We start from the raw sequence: 17,149 nt of genomic DNA, 5'->3' as shown, positions 1-17,149 counted from the left end.
CCGGAAACGCCGACGGGCCCGCCCAGGCCGTCAGGCCGGTCGCCTGAGGACCGCCATGCTGCGGTCGACGAGCGTCAGCCGGTCCCCTGCCTGCACCTTCGGCCCGTCGTCCGCCGTCACCTCCGCGTGCTCGGTGTCGACCACGACCTGCCACTGCCGTCCGTGATCCACCGGCACCACGAACTCCATCGGCTTCGGGGAGGCGTTGAACATGAGCAGGAACGAGTCGTCGGTGACCCGCTCTCCCCGCGCCCCCGGCTCGGAGATCGCGTTGCCGTTGAGGAACACGGTCAGCGCCGACGCCGGTGCGGTGTCCCAGTCCCGCTGGGTCATCTCGCGGCCCGCCGGGGTGAACCAGGCGATGTCCGACAGGTCGTCGTGGGTGCCCTCCACGGCCCGGCCGTGGAAGAACCGCCGCCGCCGGAAGACCGGATGCTCCCTGCGCAGTCCCACCAGCGCGCGCGTGAAGTCCAGCAGTTCGCTGCCGTCCCGGGGCCACTGCACCCACGCCAGCTCGCTGTCCTGGCAATAGGCGTTGTTGTTGCCCTGCTGGGTGCGGGCGAACTCGTCCCCGTGGCTGATCATCGGCACACCCTGGGACAGCATGAGCGTCGCCGTGAAGTTGCGCATCTGGCGGGCCCGCAGCGCCAGCACCTCCGGGTCGTCGGTCTCGCCCTCGGCGCCGCAGTTCCACGACCGGTTGTGGCTCTCGCCGTCGCGGTTGTCCTCGCCGTTGGCCTGGTTGTGCTTCTCGTTGTAGGAGACCAGGTCGTGCAGGGTGAACCCGTCGTGGCAGGTGACGAAGTTGATGGAGGCCAGCGGACGCCGCCCGTCGTCCTGGTAGAGGTCGGAGGAGCCGGTCAGCCGGGAGGCGAACTCCGCCAGGGTGCGCGGTTCGCCCCGCCACAGGTCGCGGACCGTGTCGCGGTACTTGCCGTTCCACTCGGTCCACAACGGCGGGAAGTTGCCCACCTGGTAGCCGCCCTCGCCGACGTCCCACGGTTCGGCGATCAGCTTCACCTGCGAGACGACCGGGTCCTGCTGCACCAGGTCGAAGAACGACGACAGCCGGTCCACCTCGTGGAACTGCCGGGCCAGGGTCGCCGCCAGATCGAAGCGGAACCCGTCGACCCGCATCTCCAGCACCCAGTACCGCAGCGAGTCCATGATCATCTGGAGTACGTGCGGGGACCGCATGAGCAGGGAGTTCCCGGTGCCCGTGGTGTCCATGTAGTAGCGCGGGTCGTCGGTGAGCCGGTAGTAGCGCGGGTTGTCGATGCCCCGGAAGGACAGGGTCGGGCCCAGGTGGTTGCCCTCGGCGGTGTGGTTGTAGACCACGTCGAGGATGACCTCGATGCCCGCCTCGTGCAGCGCCCGCACCGCCGACTTGAACTCCAGCACCTGCTGACCCCGGTCGCCCCAGGAGGCGTAGGCGTTGTGCGGGGCGAAGAAGCCGATGGTGTTGTAACCCCAGTAGTTGTTGAGGCCCATGTCCACCAGACGGTGGTCGTTGACGAACTGGTGTACGGGCATCAGCTCCAGGGCGGTGACCCCGAGCTCCGTCAGGTGTTCGATGATCGCCGGGTGGGCCAGCGCCGCGTACGTGCCGCGCAGCTCCTCCGGCAGCCCGGGGTGGCGCATGGTCAGGCCCTTGACATGGGCCTCGTAGATCACCGTGCGGTGGTACTCGATCCGCGGCGGCCGGTCGTCGCCCCAGTCGAAGTAGGGGTTGACCACGACCGACGTCATCGTGTGCGGCGCCGAGTCCAGGTCGTTGCGCCGTTCGGGTGCGTCGAAGTGGTAGCCGTACACCTCCTCGCCCCACCTGATCGACCCGCTGATCGCCTTCGCGTACGGGTCCAGCAGCAGCTTCGCCGAGTTGCAGCGCAGCCCGCGACCGGGGTCGTACGGGCCGTGCACCCGGTAGCCGTAACGCTGCCCGGGCATGACACCCGGCAGATACGCGTGCCGGACGAACGCGTCGCTCTCGCGCAGTTCCACCGCCGTCTCCGAGCCGTCGTCGTGCAGCAGACACAGCTCTACTCGGTCCGCGGCCTCCGTGAAGACCGCGAAGTTCGTGCCGGCGCCGTCGTACGTGGCGCCGAGGGGATACGCCTCTCCAGGCCAGACCTGCATGGATACGACTCTTCCAGGTGTTGCGCGCCGCGGGGGGCGCCTTCGGCTCCGAGTCTCCCCGAAAGTGAGGGAACCACCCCCGCCCCGCGCCCCTCTTACCGGCCGACCGGGCACGGGCCGTCGTACGGCGCGTGCCGAACCAGTGGGGCAGACGCGTACTCCCGGGGACACAGGGGGAGTAGGGGGACATCGTGCGTACGACGGTACGCCGCCACCTGGGGAAGGTGGTGGCGGGTACGGCCATAGCGGTGGCCGGGACGGCACTGATGGCGGCGATCACCTTGCCGGACAAGGCGGGAGCGGACGGCGACCGGCCCGGCGGGCGGAGCACGACCCGGCAGCAGGGCGGGCAGCAGGGCACCGCGGTACCTCCCGGAGTCGTCGCACCCGCACCGCGGCAGGGGACGGGCGGCACCGGCACCGACCCGCTGACCGCCGACGAGACCCGCAAGGCCGAGCGGATCGCGCTCGACCGGCAGCTGCGGGCCGACGGCGAGGACGTCGGGGGCGAGCGCGGCCCGCAGCCCCTCGGCGTCGACCTGGCCGCGCCGCCGAGCGGCGACGGCGACGCTCCGGGCGCGGCACGCCGCGCCACCGTCACCTTCTACGACTACGGCAGCGACACCCTCATCACCCGGACGGTGGACATCGCCACCGGCAGGGTCGAGTCGACCACCCGGCGCAAGGGCATCCAGCCACCCCTGAGCCCCGAGGAACAGACCGAGGCGGCCCGGCTGCTGATCGCCGACCCGCTCGGCGCCGGCCTCAGGGCCGACTACCGGGACGCGACCGGGCGCGAGCTGACCGGGCCGGACCAGCTGCTGTCGGCCGCCATGGTCTACCGGTCCGTTCCCGGCGCCCAGCCCGCCGCCCTGGACCGGTGCGGCGAGCACCGCTGCGCGCGGCTGCTGCCGAAGGTGCGCAACGGGCCCTGGATCGACGCCCGGTCCCTGGTGGTCGACCTCAGCGCCCGCACGGTCGTCCGGCTCGCGCACTGACCGCCCGCTCGACCCGCTCATCTCCTGTCCGTCCGCTCGTATGCCGAAGAGCCATCCAGGGAGTCATGTCCTCATGCGCGTGAACACCACCGGCCGAGCCCGCTCGACGGCGGCCATCGCCCTGTCCGTGGCCGCGCTGGCCGCCTGTGTGACGACCGGCGCGGACCCGGCCGCCGCCGCACCGCCGCCCGCCGGGACCAAGTGGGACTGTTCCCCGGCCTACCGCATCGAGCAGAAGCTCGCCTCCGGCACCAGCTGGCGGATGTGCTGGAGCTACGAGGCCAGATCGGGGCTGATCCTGCATGACGTCACCTACCAGCCGCCCGGCGAGCCCCGCCCGATCAGGGTCCTCAACACCGCCAGGATCGCGCAGATCCACGTGCCCTACGACGACGGCTCCAACGAGTACAACGACATCACCGACTACAACTTCGGCTCCGGCCTGGTGAACCTGGCCCCCGCCGAGTGCCCCGGCGGCACCATCAGGACGATCAGGGTTCCGCAGGCCTTCGACGCCGACCACCCGGACGTCAAGGGCCTGTGCACGACCACCCGTTCGCGCGGCCACGCCTACCGCATGCAGTCCGACACACCGGACCGGGCGTACCAGGCGCAGGGCACGGACATGCTGGTCTACACCGTCAACAAGGTCGGCTGGTACGAGTACCTGACGGAGTGGCGGTTCTCCGACGACGGCGTGATCCACATGAACGTCGGTGCCACCGGCAGCCTCTCGCCCTACGACTACGACGCCGGCGACGGCCGCGGCTGGCCGATCGGCGACGGCGCCGCGTCGTACGCCACCAGCCACAGCCACAACGTCTTCTGGCGGCTCGACTTCGGCCTCGACGGTTCCTCCCGCACCGCGGTCGAGCAGTACGACTCGGTGGTCAGTCCGCCCGGCTCCGGGCAGCAGGGACCCACCGCCACGACCCGCCGCACCGCCGTCACCAAGGAACTCGCCGGTGACGCCCGGGCCATGCGCTGGTGGCGGGTGGTCAGCACGGCCGGCCGCAACAAGGACGGCCACCCGCGCTCGTACGAGATCGTCCCGGGAGCCGGCGCCGCCTACCCGGGCCGGCCCTTCACCCGGCACGACGTCTACTTCACCGAGTACAACGGGTGCGAGCAGTACGCCAGCCGCAACCCGCTCGACTGCGGTGCCGGGCACGGCGACTCGGTCGACACGTGGGTCGACGGCCAGACCCTCACGCACCCCGTGGCCTGGGTGAACGTCGGCTTCCACCACATCGCGCGCGACGAGGACCAGCAGCCCATGCCCGTCCACTGGCAGGGCTTCGCCATCGCCCCCCGCGACGTCACCGCTATGAATCCGCTCACGCCGCCCGCCCTCGCGGGCCAGAACGGCCAAGCGGAACAGGAGTAGTTGGGCAACGACCCTGTCCATCCGGCTGCACCGCCCGCCGCTCGCGGAGTACCCTTCCTTGATCGTTGGGACGGGGAGAGCTCGGGGGAGCGGAAGGCGGTGCGCGGGTGGGCTCGGGAGGGCTGGAGCTGCCCCCTGGTGACGAGGGTCACGAGGGAGGCTCCGCAGACGTCCCGCCCGGGACGGTGTCCCTGGCCCGGCCGATGGAGACGGGAGCCATCGGACCGGAGCTGGACTGGGACGCGGAGGCCTGGCGCGAGGTGCGCACCCGCGCGCAGCGGGCCGGCCGGGCCTACATATGGCTCAACCTCGTCGAACAACGGCTGCGCGCCGTCGTCGCCGCCGTTCTGCGGCCAGTGTACGAACCCGTCCACGGCGACGACTGGGTGGTCGCCGCCGCCGGACCGGCCGGCCAGGAGTGGGTCCAGCGCGCCGTCGCCGTCCGCGAGGTCAGCCGCCGCAAGGGCTACTTGCTCGACCCGGCCGACGACAACGTCATCTCCTTCCTGACCCTGCCCCAGCTGCGCGAGCTGATGGTGCAGCACTGGCCGTGCTTCCAGCCCTACCTGGACGACCGCCGGGACGTCGAACTGGCCCTCGACGAGCTGGAGGTGACCCGCAACGTGGTCTCCCGCAACCGGGCGCTGTCGGAGGCGGTGCTGAGCCAGGCCGAGCGGGCCTCCGCACGGCTGCTGGAGATGCTGGGCACCGGCGGGAACGCCCCCTCCGCGCGCCGGCTGCCGGTCGACGCCGTCGAGGACCTGGTCGGCGACCGGTACGCCGACGTGGTCGCCGTACACCCCGACCGGGTGCGGCTGCTGCGGCAGTTCCCCGCCGAGGACATCTTCGACGGGGCCCGCCGGATCGACGCCATCGGCATCGGCCTGAACCTGCTCGTGCAGAACTTCTCCGGCCGCCGCCTGGTCCGTCTCGCCGACGACGGCTGCCGGGTGCGGCTGCTGTTCCTCAACCCGGCCTCCAGCGCGGTCAAGCGGCGCGAGCGGGAACTCGGCATCAAGCGGGGCGAGCTGAGCCGGGCGGTCGAGATGAACATCCTGCACATGCGCCGGGTCCGCGCCCGGCTGCGCGACCCCGGTGCCTTCCAGATCCAGGTGTACGACGACACCCCCCGCTTCACCGCCTACCTGGTGGACGGCGACGGCTCCGACGGCGTCGGCGTGGTGCAGTCCTACCTGCGCCGCATGCGGGGCATGGAGGCGCCGGTGCTGGTGCTGCGCAACGGCGACCGGGTGGTCAAGCCGGGCGAGGTCGGCGAAGGGGGTCTCTTCGCGGCGTACCGCGAGGAGTTCGAGCTGGGTTGGGTGGATTCGCGCCCCGTGTCCTGAACTGTCCCACCGGGTCGGGCGCACAAGCGGAAGCCGGTCCTCTGATTGTCAGTGGCGCATGCGAAGGTGGAGACCACTGGGGGAAGCACCACCAAGAAGGGGGGCCACCATGGCCTGGCACCGGGAGCTGCTGATCGGCTTCGACCTGGAGACGACCGGCACCGATCCGCGCGAGGCGCGCATCGTGACGGCGGCCGTCATCGAGGTCCGGGGCGGACAGGTGCTGGGACACCGGGAGTGGCTGGCCGACCCGGGGGTGGAGATCCCGGCGGACGCCGTCGCGGTCCACGGCATCAGCAACGAGCGCGCGACCGCCGAGGGCCGCCCGGCCGACGAGGTCGCCGACACCGTCGCCGACGCCCTCGTGGGCTACTGGAGGACGGGAGTCCCGGTCGTCGCCTACAACGCGGCCTTCGACCTCACCCTGCTCTCCGCCGAACTGCGGCGGTACGCGCTGCCCTCGCTGCGCGAACGTCTGGGCGGCCTCGACCCGGCGCCCGTCGTCGACCCGTACACCATCGACCGCTGGGCCGACCGCTACCGCCGCGGCAAGCGCAACCTCGAAGCGGTCTGCGCGGAATACGGCATCGCCCTGGACTCCGCCCATGACGCCTCCGCCGACGCGCTCGCCGCGGCCCGCCTCGCCCGCGCGATAGCCGCCCGGCACCCCAAGGTCGCGGCGCTCGGCCCCGCGGAGCTGCACCGCTGCCAGATCGAGTGGTACGCGCAGTGGGCTTCCGACTTCCAGGACTTCCTGCGCCGCAAGGGGGACGCCGCGGCCGTGGTGGACGGGGCGTGGCCGGTGCGGGAGTTGGCCGACGAGACGGTGTGAGGGGACCACCCCGTCAGGCGGGCCTCGGCAGGCTCAGAACGCGTACCACCGCACGGTCTCGTCCCCGTCCCGCAGGGACGCCACCCTCCGCCCGAACTCCGCCCGTGCCTTCGGGTTGCCCGGTGCGTGCTGGGCCACCCAGGCGCAGCTCGCCGTCTCGCGGGCGCCGCGCAGGACCGTACAGCCCTCCCACTCCCGCACGTCCCAGCCGTAGGCCGTGGCGAAGGCTTCGTACGCCTCGCCGGGCAGGCCGTAACGGTCGCGGGAGAGGGCCATGACCACCAGGTCGTGCTCGCGCAGGTCGAAGGAGAAGGTCTCCAGGTCGACCAGGACCGGGCCGTCCGGCCCGATGTGCACGTTGCGCGGCAGGGCGTCGCCGTGGACCGGCCCGGGCGGCAGGTGCGGCGTCAGCGTGGCGGCGGCCGCCGCGAAACCGTCCCGGCGCTCGCGCAGATACGCCGCGTCCGCCGGGTCGATCGCCTCGCCGGCGAGCCGCAGCCAGCGCTCGACCCCGGACAGCAGATCGCGCGGCGGCAACGCGAACGAGGGGGCGGGCAGGGCGTGCACCGCGCGCAGCAGCCCGGCCAGGTCCTGCGGCTCGGCGGGCCGCACCGGATCGGGCAGCCGATGCCACACCGTCACCGGGTGACCCGCCACCAGCAGGGGCTCGGAACCGGCCGCGCGGACGGCCGGCACCCCGGCCTCCGCCAGCCAGCCGGCGACGGCCACCTCCCGCCGCGCCCGGTCGAGCAGTTCCGCGTCGTCCCGTCCCACCTTGACGACCAGCTCACCGGCGGCGAAAACCGCGTTCTCCCCGAGGGCGAGCAGGTGTGCGCCCCCGGCGGTCTCCGGAAGCACCCCGGCCCCGGCCAGAACCTCCCGCGCCCGCGCCTCGTCCATCGCCCGTCTCCCTCCCACCGCCGGCGGCCACTCGACGGCAGTCTCGCATCCGGCGCCATCGGGGACGACCCGGCGCCGGTGCGGTCACCTGGGCCCGCTAGCGTTCGCCTGTCTCGTACCGGACAAGCCCAGGGGGGCACGCATGACTCTGCTCAGGAACCGATCGGCGTTAACGGCCGCGGTGGCGCTGGCCGGGGCTCTGCTCGTCCCCGGCTGCTCCTCCGGGAGCGGCCAGGAGCCCGCCGCGTCTCCGACGGTCACGACGCCGTCCGGTGTGCGCAGCGGGAGGCCTGCGCTGACCGCGGAGCGCCTCATGGCTCTGGCGCTGCCCGAGAGCGAGGTCCCGAACTCGCACAGTGCTCCGGTACAGCGGCTGAGCAGCGGCCGGCAGACGTTCCCGCCGGTCTCCGACGCGTCGTGCGAGCGCCTGCTCGACGTGATGACAGGGGAGACCGCGTCCGCCGTCGTGGGGCAGACCTTCAACTGGGTGGACGACATCTGGGGCGGGGACTCCCTCCTCGCCTCCTACCCGGAGGCGACGGCGCGGGAGGAGTTCCGGGCCGCTCGTGACTCGCTGAAGACCTGCAAGTCGTTCACCGGAGTCGCCTGGGCCGGGGAGTACGCGGCCGAGGTCACCGTGGAGAAGGCCCCCGCGCTGGGCGACGAAGCCCTCAGCTTCCACCTGATCTCGCAGCTGCCGGACGGGGGAGGACAGCGCGACGCGCACCACGTCCTCGTCCGGACCGGCACCACCGTCGTGGACTTCCACAAACTGAACGTGGACGCGAGAGCGCAGTTCCCGCTCGCTCTCATCGGCAAGCAGGTGGACCGGCTGAGCGCCGCCCAGAGCGGCTGAGGGCGGAACTCGCCCCCGCCCGCGCCGTACGACGCGAACGAAGGGCCCGCCGGCTCCTGTTCGGAGTCCGGCGGGCCCGGGGGACGTTGACCGGGCGGTCAGACGCCTACGCGCTCGCCCTCGTCGTCCCGCACCGCGTCGCCGTGGGCCACGGCCTCCGGCGCCTCGTCGTGGGTGAGGTCGGGCAGCCGGTGCAGCCACTTCGGCAGGTACCAGTTGCGCTCGCCCAGCAGGGCCATCACCGCCGGCAGCAGCACGCCCCGGATCACCGTCGCGTCGATCAGCACCGCGGCAGCCAGGCCCACGCCCATCTGCTTCATCGACTGCATGGACAGCGTCCCGAAGATCGCGAACACGGCGACCATGATGACGGCGGCGCTGGTGACCACCCCGGCCGTGGTGACCACGCCGTGCGCGATCGCGTCCTTCGTCGTACGGCCCCGCAGCCGCGCCTCGCGGATCCGGGACACCACGAACACGTGGTAGTCCATCGACAGGCCGAACAGGATCACGAAGAGGAACAGCGGCAGCCAGGTGACGATGGCACCCACGCCCTCCGCACCCACCAGCGACGCGCCCCAGCCGTGCTGGAAGACCCCGACGAGGATGCCGTACGCGGCGCCCACCGACAGCAGGTTGAGCACGATCGAGGTGATCGCCACGGTCAGCGAGCGGAAGGACAGCAGCATGAGCACGAAGGCGAAGACCACCACGAAGACGAAGACCGGGACCACGGACCCCACGAGCTGGTCGTTGAAGTCCTGCGAGCCGGCGACCTGACCGGTGATCGGCGCCTGCACGCCGTCGACCTTGCCGAGCGTGGCGGGCCGCACCTCGTCGCGCAGCTTGTCCAGGCTCGCCCCCGCCTTGTCCAGGTCGGAGCCGCCGACCAGCGGGACGTAGACGAAGGCGACGTTCTGCGCGTCGTGCAGCTTGATCTCGACGGGGCCGCGCGAGGCACCCGAACTGATCGCCCGCTCGCGGAAGTCGGCGAGCGCGGACCGCACCTCCGGCGCGTTGATGTCCTCGGCCTTGACGACGACCTCGGCCGGCTCGGTACCGCCCGGGAAGGACTCGTTGACCCGGTTGTACGTCTGCACGATGGGCAGCGAGTCGCCGAACTCCTGGTCCAGCGTCAGCTGCTGCGTCTTCATGCCGACCGCCGGCGCGGCGATCGCCAGCAGCGCGCCCGTCGCGACCAGCACGGACACCACCGGCTTGGCCAGCACGCCCTTCAGCACGGCCGACCAGAACCGGCTGCCGCCGTCGCCCTTGCGCGTCCGACGCCGCAGGAACGGTATGCGGCCCTTCTCCACCCGCTCGCCCAGCAGCGACAGCAGCGCCGGCAGTACGGTCACCGAGCCGACCATGGCGACCGCGACGACGATCAGCGAGGCCAGACCCATCGCCTCGAACTCGGCGAGGCCGGTGAACAGCATGCCCGCCATCGCCACGCACACCGTGACACCGGAGACGATGATCGCCCGGCCACTGGTGGCGGCGGCGACCCGGAGGGCGGTCTGCGCGTCCCGGCCGGCGGCCCGCTCCTCGCGTTCCCGGCGCAGATAGAACAGGCAGTAGTCCACGCCGACGGCCAGACCCACCAGCAGCATCACCGAGTTGGCGGTGTCGCTCATCGGCATCGCATGGCTGACGACGCCCATCAGACCCATCGTCGCCATGATCGCGGTGATGGCCAGCAGGACCGGCAGCAGCGCCGCCACCAGCGCGCCGAAGGCGATCAGCAGAATGCCGAACGCCACCGGCACCGCGGAGTACTCGGCCTTCTGGAAGTCGTCCCCGAACGCGTCGTCGAACGTCTTGCGCATGCTGGCGCCGCCGATCTCCTCGATCCGCAGCGTGTCGGCGTGCTCCTTCTGCACCTGGGCGACCGCGTCGAGGACGGGCTGCACCCGCTCGCCGGCGGTCTCCGGGTCGCCGGTCATGTCGAACTGGACGAGCGCGCTGCGCCCGTCCCCGGAGATGGTCTCGGTGTCGTACGGCGAGGTGACGTCCGTGACCTTCCCGGTGCCCTCGACGGCCTTCATCACCGACTGGACGGCCTGCCGGAACTCCCCGTCGGTGGCCTTCAGCCCGTCCCTGCCCTGGATCAGGACCGTCTCGCTCGCGGGCTCCTCGATCCCGGAATCCTCGATGATCTTCGCGGCGGTGTGCGTCTCGCCCTGGAGCTGGTCGCTGTCCTTGACGTCGACCCGGCCCGCCGCCGAACCGAGCCCCATCGCCAGTACGACGAACAGCACCCAGATCCCGACGGCCGCCCATCGGTGCCGAGCACTCCAGCCGCCGGCCCGGGCGGCGAGGCCCCGCACCCGCGTTGTCTGGTTCCCCATGACGGGCTGCCCCCTCATCTGTCGTGACGACCCCCTGCCGCCACCGTGTGTATCGAAGGTATGCGCGGGATAAAGCCATCTCGTCGTACTGCCCGGTGAACCCGGGGGAACCCGCCTCCTCCCTCCGCACGCCGCCGTATCACCGCTGGGGAGGACAACGGGCCCTTACATCTATCGGGGTGCCGAGGGAAGGTGATCAGGGTTCGGGAGCCGCTTAGGGTGGGCCCATGACGACGACGTACGCGGCGCTGCTGCGCGGCATCAACGTGGGCGGCAGCCGAAAGCTCCCGATGGCCGAACTGCGGACCCTGATGGAGGGCCTCGGGCACGTCGGGGTCCGCACCTACCTGCAGAGCGGTCAGGCCGTCTTCGCGTCGGACCACGGCGACGAGGACTCCCTCGCCGCCGAGCTGGCGCGGGCCGTCGACGAGCGGTTCGGGTTCGCCGTGGACGTGATCGTGCGCGACCACGCCTACCTGAAGGCCGTCGCCGAGGACTGTCCCTTCCCCGCGGCCGAGCTGCAGCCCAGGCAACTGCACGTCACCTACTTCTCCGCTCCCGTGGGCGCCGACCGCTTCGCCTCGGTCGATCCGGCGGCGTACGCCCCCGAGGACTACCGGCTGGGCGACCGGGCCCTCTACCTGTACGCGCCCGACGGGCTCGGCCGGTCCAAGCTCGCCGAGGCCCTGTCCCGGCCCCGCCTCACCAAGGGCCTGATCGCCACCACCCGCAACTGGAACACCGTCGTCAAGCTCCTGGAGATGACCGATGACCTCGACGACTGAGCACGGCCCGGCGGTCGCCGCCGCCATCGAGGGCGAGCTGCGGCTGCTCGACCCGGCCGTGCGCTGCCGGCCCGACCTGGTCGACGAGCTGCTGCACCCCGACTGGCAGGAGTTCGGCGCCTCAGGCCGGCGGTGGGACCGCGCATCGATGCTCGCCGCCCTCGCGGCCGGCGCCTCCCCCGACGACAGCCCGATCGTCGCGACCCGGATGAACGGTGTCGAGCTGGCGCCGGACCTGGTGCACCTCACCTTCGACACCGACCACGACGGCCGCCACGCGCACCGCAGTTCGTTGTGGCGCCGCTCACCCGACGGCCGCTGGCGGATGTACTTCCACCAGGGAACCCTCTTCACCCCCGCCGCCGACTGACCCCGCGTGGCGCGCGGCGGTCTCGGGGCTCGGGTGCACGACCTTCGGCCCGCCCTCCGGGTGACGGGCCATCAGCCCCCCTACCGGCCACGGTCGTTCGGCCCTGCCCTCTGCGGCGAGGCCGGCCTGTGCGAGGCTCGGCCCATGCGCTACATCATCATCGGGGCGGGAGCCGTCGGCGGCACCATCGGCGGGCGGCTGGCGGGGGCCGGGCAGGAGGTGGTGCTCGTCGCGCGCGGCGCGCACCACGCGGCGCTGCGGGACGACGGGCTGCGCCTGAGGGTGCCCGAGGGCGAACTGACGTACCGGCTGCCCGTCGTCGAGGGTCCGGACGGGCTGGACGGACTGCGCCCGGACGACGTCCTCGTCCTCGCGGTGAAGACCCAGGACAGCGAGGCGGCGCTGCGGGCCTGGGCCCCGGTGCCGGTGGCCGGCGGAGGCACCGCGGCGGAGCGGCTGCCGCTGGTGTGCGCGCAGAACGGCGTGGAGAGCCAGCGCCTCGCCCTGCGCCGCTTCCGGCACGTCCACGGTGTCTGTGTCTGGTTGCCCTGCACCCACGTCGAACCCGGCGTCGTCTCCGCCGCAGGCACCCCCCTGACCGGCATCCTCCACCTCGGCCGCCATCCGCACGGCGCGGACGACACCACCCACCGGATCGCCGCCGACCTGGAGAAGGCGCACTTCGCGGCGCCGGTGGTGGCGGACGTGGCCCGGTGGCAGTACGCCAAGCTGCTGAGCAACCTGGGCAACGCCCTGGAGGCGCTGACCGGGCCCGTCGACAGCGCCGACGCGAGGGCGCTGTACACCAGGGTGCGCGCCGAGGGTGAGCGGGTCCTCGACGCCGCAGGCGTCCCGTACGCGAGTGCGGAGGAGGAGCGGCGGGCCCGGGGCGGCAGGATGACCCTGGTCCCGCTGCCCGGCGCCCCGCGCGGCGGCGGTTCCTCGTGGCAGTCGCTCAGCCGGGGCACCGGAACCATCGAGGCCGACTACCTCAACGGTGAGATCGTCCTGCTGGGACGGCTGCACGGCGTACCCACCCCGCTGAACGCCCTTCTGCAGCGACTCGCCGACACGTTCGCGCGGGAGCGGCGTCGGCCGGGGCAGATGACCGTGGCGGAGCTGGTCCGCCTCGCCGACGAGGCCGGCTGAGCCGGGCCGGGCCGCCCGCGCGGTGTCGCGTTTCTTCAAGACGCCCGGCGCCGGCCCTTCGTAGCGTGCTCGGCATGACGTACGACGAGGCACACCAGTACATGTCCGAGTGCGCCGCCGAGGCGGCCCGCATCGCCCGCGGGGTCCGGCCCGAGCAGCTGGACGCCCCGAGCCACTGCGCCGGGTGGGACGTCCGGACCCTGGTCGGCCACTGGGTCCTCTACACCTCCCACGGACTGGAACACCGGGCCCGGCGCACCGCGCTGTCCGAGGAGCTGACCTCCCGCGACTTCACCGCCGAACCGGACTGGGCCGAGGCGTACGCCGCCCAGCTCGACCGCGCGGTGGCGGCCTGGGCGGACCCGGCGGTCTGGGAGGGGGAGATCGACCTGGGCGGGGCGATGATGCCGGCCGCCGACATCGCCGCCATGATCATCAAGGAGATGGCGGTGCACGGCTGGGACGTCGCCGCCGCCACCGGCCAGGACCTGCGCGTCTCGGACGGCGCCGCCCGCTTCGTCCTCGACGTGGTCCTGCGCCACGGCGACCTCTACCGCCAGTACGACGGTTTCGCCGACCCGGTGCCGGTCCCCGACGACGCGCCGCCGTTCGACCGGGCCCTGGGCGAGAGCGGCCGGGACCCGCGCCAGGGCAAGGTCGTCCGAGTGGACCACGGAACAGGTCACTGATCGGGTCGGTGCAAGGACCCACCGCGCGCCTGGCGTGAGCGGCGCCGAACCGGTGCTGCCGGGCGCGGGAAACGTACGCTTCACTCACACGCGTGAAAGACGGCGGCGATCCTACGGCGTGCCGCATGCACGAGGAGCAGGTGGGGAGAACTGCCCTGTCCGACGAGGTCCCCGTCGAAGGAGGGCGCGGTGTGGCAGGTCGTCTTCACGGCTGATTTCGCCTCGGAGACCCAGTGGGTCGCCGGGCGTTCGTGGGCCTATCCCGGCGGTGGTCCCACCAATCCGGGTGACAACAAGCTGGATCACCTGACCGATGCCGCTGATCACAGCCGCACCGGGACCTTCCGCGCCACCCGGCGACCCGACGGCCTGTGGGACACCGGCCTGTTGACCACGGAGGGGAGCGCCGAGGGCTTCCAGGTCCGCGCCGGGGACCGGCTCCGGGCCCGGGTGCGGCTGCCCGTCGGACTGGGGGCGTGGCCGGCGATCTGGACGTGGCGGGACGGCGGCAACGAGGTCGACGTGTTCGAGTACCACCCGGACAACCCCGACCTGCTCGAACTGACCAACCACGTACGGCGGTCGGGCGAGTACGTACGCGACGACGCCATCCGTCGCGGAGGCCTCATCGACGTGGGCGTGACCTTCGGCCGGCGCGACGTGGCGTGGTCGCTGAACGGCGAGGAGGTCTTCGCGGACGGGCGCGGCGTGGGCCGCGAATGGCACGCGTACCTCATCGTCAACCTCTCGGTGTCGGCGGGCCGCTACCACCCGCCTCCGGACCCTGACGTGACCGAGCTGTCGTACACGGTGGAGAGCCTCGTCGTGCACCGGCCCACGAGGTGGTGGCCGGCCCGCTGACGCCGTCCGGGCTCCAGAAGGCTCATGAAGATCTCTTCATGAGCCTTCTAGGCGCCGACCGCGGCCGCCAGCGGCAGGCGGGCGGTGTCGTAGCGGCGCAGCAGCAGGCGGGCCACCTCCGGGGCCGGGCCCAGGACCTCGGCCAGGACATCGGCGTCCGCCGCCCCACGCGCGATGCGGTCGGGGAGGAAGCCGGGCGCCAGGACGTACGGCGCCACCGCGACCCGCGCGCAGCCGAGCGCGCGCAGTTCCCGCACCGCGTCCTCGGTGCGCGGCGGGGACGCGGAGGCGAACGCGGGCCGCACGGCGCACCAACCGGTGTGCCGCCACTCCCGCGCGATTGCTGCGATCACCGCGCTCGCCTCCGGGTCGGAGGACCCCGCCGAGGCCAGCACGACCCCGGTCGAGGACTTGTCGGCCGGACTCAGCCCGGCCTCGTACAGGCGGCGCTCCAGAGCGGCCAGCAGCAGCGGCGACGGACCGAGCACCTCGGCCTGCCGGATCCGCAGCCGCGCCGGCGCCTGACGCAGCACCGCCGGGATGTCCGCCTTAGCGTGGAAGGCGCGGGTCAGCAGGAGCGGCAGCGCCACGACGTCCCGCACACCCTCCGCCGCCAGCGACTCCAGCACCCCCGGCACCGACGGCACGTTGAAGTCGAGGAAGCCGGTCTCCACCCGCAGACCCGGGCGCTGCGCGCGGACCCGCTCCACCAGGGCGTGCACGGTCGCGGCGTGCCGCGGGTCACGGCTGCCGTGTGCGACGACGAGAAGAACCGGCTGTCCGAACACGGGCGTTCAGCTCCTCGCCAGCAGACCGCGGCTGCGCAGCACCCACCGCTCCAGCGGACTGAAGATCAGCAGGTCGATCGCGATACCGACGAACAGGATCATGATGATCGCCTGGAACACCATCGCCATGGAACTGGCGTTGCGGCCGTTCTCCAGCAGCGCGCCCAGACCGACGCCCAGGTCGGGCGAGGAGGCGATGATCTCCGCGGCCATCAGGGAGCGCCAGGAGAAGGCCCACCCCTGCTTCAGACCGCCCAGGTACCCCGGCAGCGCGGCCGGCATGACGATGTGCCAGGCGCCCTTCAGCCCCGTCGCGCCCATGGTGCGGCCGGCGCGCAGGAACAGCGGCGGCACCTGGTCGATGCCGGAGACCAGGCCGTTGGCGATGGACGGCACCGCACCGAGCAGGATGACCGCGTACATCATCGAGTTGTTCAGGCCCAGCCAGATCACCGCCGGCGGCACCCACGCCACCGACGGCAGCGACTGCAGACCGGACAGGATCGGCCCGATGGCGGCGCGCACGAACTTCACCCGCGCCACCAGCAGACCCAGCGGCGTGCCGATGGCCAGCGCCAGCAGGAAGCCCAGCAGACCGCGCGAGACGCTGGTCCAGACGAACTCGTGGAGCGTGCCCTCCAGCCACGCCTCGCGGAACTCGGCGCCCACGTCGGCCGGCGAGGGCAGCTTGGTCGGGTCGTCGACGATCTCCAAGGAGATCAGCGCCTGCCAGGCGATCAGGACCACCACGACGGCGACGATCGGCGGCAGCACCTTGTCGATCAGGGTGCGGCGCAGCGGAGTACGGCTCGTCGTCGAGGTCTCCAGGGCGTCCAGGCCCGCCTCCAGACCGCCCAGCTCGCCGCCGCCGTCCTGGTCGCGCGCGGCCGGGTCGGTGGTCTCAGTGCTGGCCATGACGGCGGATCTCCCCACGCAGTACTTCGGTGATCTCTCGGGACAGTTCGGCCACCGGCGCGTCCTCGATCCGCCGCGGCTGCGGGATGTCCACCCGCCACTCACGGGCCACCCGGCCCGGCCGCGAGGACAGCAGCACCACGCGCTGCGCCAGCCGCACCGCCTCGCGCACGTTGTGCGTGACGAACAGCACCGACAGGCCGGTCTCCGCCCAGATCCGGGTCAGCTCGTCGTGCAGCACGTCCCGGGTGATGGCGTCCAGCGCCGCGAACGGCTCGTCCATCAGCAGCAGGTTGCTGTCCTGGGCGAGCGCGCGGGCCATCGCGACCCGCTGCCGCATCCCGCCGGACAGCTCGTGCACCCGCTTGCCGTACGAGCCCCCCAGCCGGACCAGTTCCAGAAGTTCCTCGGCGCGCCCGCGCCGCTCGCCCTTCGCGACCCCCCGGAGCTTCAGGGCGAGTTCGATGTTCTTGCCCGCGGTCAGCCACGGGAACAGGGCGTGCTCCTGGAACATCAGCGCCGGCCGGCCGTCGGTCGTGATGACCCCCGCGGACGGCCTGTCGAGCCCCGCCACCAGGTTCAGCAGCGTCGACTTGCCGCAGCCGGAGGCGCCCAGCAGCGTGACGAACTCGCCCGGCGCGACATCCAGCGAGATGTCGTCCAGGACGAGCTGCTGCCCGGCGGGCCCGGTGAAGGACTTCGATACGTGGTCGATTCGGGCGGCGTGCTCGACGGCCCGGGCGTCCTCGGCCTTGACGGTCGCGATGGCCATGGTCGTCACCTCCT

At 72.4% G+C, this 17,149-nt stretch carries 16 protein-coding genes; 10 read left to right on the top strand and 6 right to left on the bottom strand.

Translation table 11 applies throughout. The features are described 5' to 3' along the window. Positions 1-30: 30 nt before the first annotated feature. Positions 31-2,136, bottom strand: a complete 2,106-nt coding sequence (glgX, locus tag AC3ET3_RS13185) for a glycogen debranching protein GlgX (RefSeq protein WP_432135789.1) — start codon at positions 2,134-2,136, stop codon at positions 31-33. Between the two features lie 191 nt (positions 2,137-2,327). Here glgX and AC3ET3_RS13180 point away from each other — a divergent pair, with 191 nt between their 5' ends. From AC3ET3_RS13180 to AC3ET3_RS13165, 4 genes are all read left to right on the top strand, one after another. Next, positions 2,328-3,134 carry a Tat pathway signal sequence domain protein gene (locus tag AC3ET3_RS13180; RefSeq protein WP_435612167.1) on the top strand — a complete coding sequence of 269 codons (807 nt, stop codon included), beginning with the start codon at positions 2,328-2,330 and terminating at the stop codon, positions 3,132-3,134. Positions 3,135-3,207: 73 nt separating this feature from the next. Further along, positions 3,208-4,521, top strand: coding sequence for a copper amine oxidase (locus AC3ET3_RS13175; RefSeq protein WP_432156287.1), 1,314 nt, complete (start codon positions 3,208-3,210; stop codon positions 4,519-4,521). 107 nt (positions 4,522-4,628) lie between these two features. Beyond that, the gene (locus tag AC3ET3_RS13170) at positions 4,629-5,867 is read left to right on the top strand and encodes a DUF5919 domain-containing protein (protein WP_432135786.1); all 1,239 of its coding nucleotides are present in this window, start codon (positions 4,629-4,631) and stop codon (positions 5,865-5,867) included. Positions 5,868-5,976: 109 nt separating this feature from the next. Further along, entirely contained in the window at positions 5,977-6,699 is a 723-nt protein-coding gene (locus tag AC3ET3_RS13165) for a 3'-5' exonuclease (RefSeq protein WP_432135785.1), read from the top strand. 33 nt (positions 6,700-6,732) lie between these two features. On the opposite strand, the gene AC3ET3_RS13160 is transcribed toward AC3ET3_RS13165, so the two are convergent. Continuing rightward, positions 6,733-7,599, bottom strand: a complete 867-nt coding sequence (locus AC3ET3_RS13160; protein WP_432156286.1) for a phosphotransferase enzyme family protein — start codon at positions 7,597-7,599, stop codon at positions 6,733-6,735. Between the two features lie 313 nt (positions 7,600-7,912). On the opposite strand from AC3ET3_RS13160, the gene AC3ET3_RS13155 reads away from it, so the two are divergent. Then, on the top strand, positions 7,913-8,455 hold the full coding sequence (locus tag AC3ET3_RS13155) for a hypothetical protein (RefSeq protein WP_435612166.1): 543 nt from the start codon (positions 7,913-7,915) through the stop codon (positions 8,453-8,455). A gap of 98 nt (positions 8,456-8,553) precedes the next feature. Here AC3ET3_RS13155 and AC3ET3_RS13150 read toward each other — a convergent pair whose 3' ends face one another. Further along, positions 8,554-10,806 (bottom strand): MMPL family transporter, encoded by a 2,253-nt coding sequence (locus AC3ET3_RS13150; RefSeq protein WP_432156284.1) that lies wholly within the window; start codon positions 10,804-10,806, stop codon positions 8,554-8,556. A gap of 227 nt (positions 10,807-11,033) precedes the next feature. On the opposite strand from AC3ET3_RS13150, the gene AC3ET3_RS13145 reads away from it, so the two are divergent. From AC3ET3_RS13145 to AC3ET3_RS13125, 5 genes are all read left to right on the top strand, one after another. After that, positions 11,034-11,591: a DUF1697 domain-containing protein gene (locus AC3ET3_RS13145; protein WP_432135781.1), complete on the top strand. Its 558-nt coding sequence runs from the start codon at positions 11,034-11,036 to the stop codon at positions 11,589-11,591. Next, positions 11,575-11,961 carry a nuclear transport factor 2 family protein gene (locus AC3ET3_RS13140; protein ID WP_432135780.1) on the top strand — a complete coding sequence of 129 codons (387 nt, stop codon included), beginning with the start codon at positions 11,575-11,577 and terminating at the stop codon, positions 11,959-11,961. The genes AC3ET3_RS13145 and AC3ET3_RS13140 overlap by 17 nt, the downstream gene beginning before the upstream one ends. Before the next feature lie 144 nt (positions 11,962-12,105). After that, the gene (locus AC3ET3_RS13135) at positions 12,106-13,110 is read left to right on the top strand and encodes a ketopantoate reductase family protein (protein WP_435612165.1); all 1,005 of its coding nucleotides are present in this window, start codon (positions 12,106-12,108) and stop codon (positions 13,108-13,110) included. Positions 13,111-13,184: 74 nt separating this feature from the next. Next, positions 13,185-13,799, top strand: a complete 615-nt coding sequence (locus AC3ET3_RS13130) for a TIGR03086 family metal-binding protein (RefSeq protein ID WP_432135778.1) — start codon at positions 13,185-13,187, stop codon at positions 13,797-13,799. 189 nt (positions 13,800-13,988) lie between these two features. After that, positions 13,989-14,660, top strand: a complete 672-nt coding sequence (locus AC3ET3_RS13125) for a beta-glucanase (RefSeq protein WP_432135777.1) — start codon at positions 13,989-13,991, stop codon at positions 14,658-14,660. 47 nt (positions 14,661-14,707) lie between these two features. On the opposite strand, the gene AC3ET3_RS13120 is transcribed toward AC3ET3_RS13125, so the two are convergent. From AC3ET3_RS13120 to AC3ET3_RS13110, 3 genes are read right to left on the bottom strand one after another with little or no spacing between them, the layout of a single operon-like run. After that, entirely contained in the window at positions 14,708-15,448 is a 741-nt protein-coding gene (locus tag AC3ET3_RS13120) for a sirohydrochlorin chelatase (protein WP_435612164.1), read from the bottom strand. A 6-nt stretch (positions 15,449-15,454) separates the two neighbouring features. Continuing rightward, the gene (locus AC3ET3_RS13115; RefSeq protein ID WP_432135775.1) at positions 15,455-16,363 is read right to left on the bottom strand and encodes an ABC transporter permease; all 909 of its coding nucleotides are present in this window, start codon (positions 16,361-16,363) and stop codon (positions 15,455-15,457) included. Beyond that, positions 16,350-17,135 carry an ABC transporter ATP-binding protein gene (locus tag AC3ET3_RS13110; protein ID WP_432135774.1) on the bottom strand — a complete coding sequence of 262 codons (786 nt, stop codon included), beginning with the start codon at positions 17,133-17,135 and terminating at the stop codon, positions 16,350-16,352. The genes AC3ET3_RS13115 and AC3ET3_RS13110 overlap by 14 nt, the downstream gene beginning before the upstream one ends. Positions 17,136-17,149 lie beyond the last annotated feature (14 nt).

The sequence above is a fragment of the Streptomyces sp. bgisy159 genome, assembly GCF_057707805.1.
This window is presented reverse-complemented; position numbering and strand designations above follow the sequence as displayed.

What these genes read in the sequence shown, in the direction of transcription:
- AC3ET3_RS13155 (WP_435612166.1), top strand. Translation starts at nt 7,913, where the DNA reads ATGGCTCTGGCGCTGCCCGAGAGCGAGGTCCCGAACTCGCACAGTGCT.
- AC3ET3_RS13130 (WP_432135778.1), top strand. Translation starts at nt 13,185, where the DNA reads ATGACGTACGACGAGGCACACCAGTACATGTCCGAGTGCGCCGCCGAG.
- AC3ET3_RS13115 (WP_432135775.1), bottom strand. Translation starts at nt 16,363, where the DNA reads ATGGCCAGCACTGAGACCACCGACCCGGCCGCGCGCGACCAGGACGGC.
- AC3ET3_RS13145 (WP_432135781.1), top strand. Translation starts at nt 11,034, where the DNA reads ATGACGACGACGTACGCGGCGCTGCTGCGCGGCATCAACGTGGGCGGC.
- AC3ET3_RS13150 (WP_432156284.1), bottom strand. Translation starts at nt 10,806, where the DNA reads ATGGGGAACCAGACAACGCGGGTGCGGGGCCTCGCCGCCCGGGCCGGC.
- AC3ET3_RS13160 (WP_432156286.1), bottom strand. Translation starts at nt 7,599, where the DNA reads ATGGACGAGGCGCGGGCGCGGGAGGTTCTGGCCGGGGCCGGGGTGCTT.
- AC3ET3_RS13165 (WP_432135785.1), top strand. Translation starts at nt 5,977, where the DNA reads ATGGCCTGGCACCGGGAGCTGCTGATCGGCTTCGACCTGGAGACGACC.
- glgX (WP_432135789.1), bottom strand. Translation starts at nt 2,136, where the DNA reads ATGCAGGTCTGGCCTGGAGAGGCGTATCCCCTCGGCGCCACGTACGAC.
- AC3ET3_RS13140 (WP_432135780.1), top strand. Translation starts at nt 11,575, where the DNA reads ATGACCTCGACGACTGAGCACGGCCCGGCGGTCGCCGCCGCCATCGAG.
- AC3ET3_RS13175 (WP_432156287.1), top strand. Translation starts at nt 3,208, where the DNA reads ATGCGCGTGAACACCACCGGCCGAGCCCGCTCGACGGCGGCCATCGCC.
- AC3ET3_RS13110 (WP_432135774.1), bottom strand. Translation starts at nt 17,135, where the DNA reads ATGGCCATCGCGACCGTCAAGGCCGAGGACGCCCGGGCCGTCGAGCAC.
- AC3ET3_RS13135 (WP_435612165.1), top strand. Translation starts at nt 12,106, where the DNA reads ATGCGCTACATCATCATCGGGGCGGGAGCCGTCGGCGGCACCATCGGC.